The sequence below is a fragment of the Mesorhizobium sp. M4A.F.Ca.ET.050.02.1.1 genome (assembly GCF_003997725.1).
In the GTDB taxonomy this organism is placed as follows: domain Bacteria; phylum Pseudomonadota; class Alphaproteobacteria; order Rhizobiales; family Rhizobiaceae; genus Mesorhizobium.
The window spans coordinates 1-1,816 of sequence record NZ_RZSG01001028.1 but is presented as its reverse complement, the minus strand read 5'-3'; the positions used below and the strand labels follow the sequence as shown (position 1 = coordinate 1,816).

The window sequence follows — 1,816 nt, the reverse complement described above, 5'->3', positions numbered from 1 at the left end:
CAAGGTCGCGGCGCGCCGATCAAATTCCTCGGCCGGTGGGCCGACCAGTCTGCGGGCATTCGGCCCGCGTTAGATGCAAGGGGTTTTCGAGGACCCCGAAAAGGAGAACGGCATGAACCAAGAGGTCATGAATCTCTTCAACCCCCAGGCGCCGGCGCAGGTGTTCGATTCCATCCGGATATCGCTCGCCAGCCCTGAGAAGATTCTGTCCTGGTCGTTCGGCGAGATCAAGAAGCCGGAGACCATCAACTACCGCACCTTCAAGCCGGAGCGTGACGGCCTGTTCTGCGCGCGCATTTTCGGTCCGATCAAGGACTATGAATGCCTGTGCGGCAAGTACAAGCGCATGAAGTACAAGGGCGTCATCTGCGAGAAGTGCGGCGTCGAAGTCACGCTGTCGCGCGTGCGCCGCGAGCGCATGGGCCATATCGAGCTCGCCGCGCCCGTCGCCCATATCTGGTTCCTGAAGTCGCTGCCCTCGCGCATTGGCACGCTGCTCGACATGACGCTGAAGGACATCGAGCGCGTCCTCTACTTCGAGAACTACATCGTCACCGAGCCTGGCCTGACCGCGCTGAAGGAGCACCAGCTGCTCAGCGAGGAAGAGTACATGATCGCCGTCGACGAATATGGCGAGGATTCGTTCACCGCCATGATCGGCGCAGAGGCCATTCACGACCTGCTGGCCGGCATGGATCTGGAGAAGATCGCCGGCGACCTGCGTTCGGAACTAGCTTCGACCACCTCCGAACTCAAGCAGAAGAAGTTCCTGAAGCGGCTCAAGGTCGTCGAGAACTTCATGGAGTCGGGCAACCGTCCGGAATGGATGATCATGAAAGTGGTTCCGGTGATCCCGCCGGACCTGCGCCCGCTCGTCCCGCTGGACGGCGGCCGTTTCGCGACGTCCGACCTCAACGATCTCTATCGCCGCGTCATCAACCGCAACAACCGCCTCAAGCGGCTGATCGAGCTGCGTGCGCCCGGCATCATCGTGCGCAATGAAAAGCGCATGCTGCAGGAAGCGGTCGATGCCCTGTTCGACAACGGCCGCCGCGGCCGCGTCATCACCGGCGCCAACAAGCGTCCGCTGAAGTCGCTGTCCGACATGCTGAAGGGCAAGCAGGGCCGGTTCCGCCAGAACCTGCTCGGCAAGCGCGTCGACTATTCCGGCCGCTCGGTCATCGTGACCGGCCCGGAGCTCAAGCTGCATCAGTGCGGCCTGCCGAAGAAGATGGCGCTCGAACTGTTCAAGCCCTTCATCTACGCCCGCCTCGACGCCAAGGGTTTCTCCTCGACCGTCAAGCAGGCCAAGAAGCTGGTGGAGAAGGAGCGTCCGGAAGTCTGGGATATCCTGGACGAGGTCATCCGCGAGCATCCGGTGCTGTTGAACCGCGCTCCGACGCTGCACCGCCTCGGCATCCAGGCGTTCGAGCCGACCCTGATCGAAGGCAAGGCGATCCAGCTGCATCCGCTGGTCTGCACGGCCTTCAACGCCGACTTCGACGGCGACCAGATGGCCGTTCACGTTCCGCTGTCGCTGGAAGCGCAGCTCGAAGCCCGCGTGCTGATGATGTCGACCAACAACATCCTGCACCCGGCTTCCGGCGCGCCGATCATCGTGCCGTCGCAGGACATGGTTCTCGGTCTCTACTATCTCTCGATCGTCAACCAGAACGAGCCGGGCGAGGGCATGGTGTTCGCCGACATGGGCGAGCTCCAGCACGCGCTGGAGACCAAGGCGGTGACGCTGCACGCCAAGATCAAAGGCCGCTTCCGCTCGGTCGATGCCGAAGGCAATGTCGTGTCGAAGATCTAT

General features: G+C 62.4%; 1 protein-coding gene. It reads left to right on the top strand.

Annotated elements, in window-relative coordinates; translation table 11 throughout:
- Positions 1–112 precede the first annotated feature (112 nt).
- Positions 113–1,816 (top strand): DNA-directed RNA polymerase subunit beta' (gene rpoC, locus EOA33_RS34540; protein ID WP_127407637.1); only part of this gene is annotated, 1,704 nt, incomplete at its 3' end.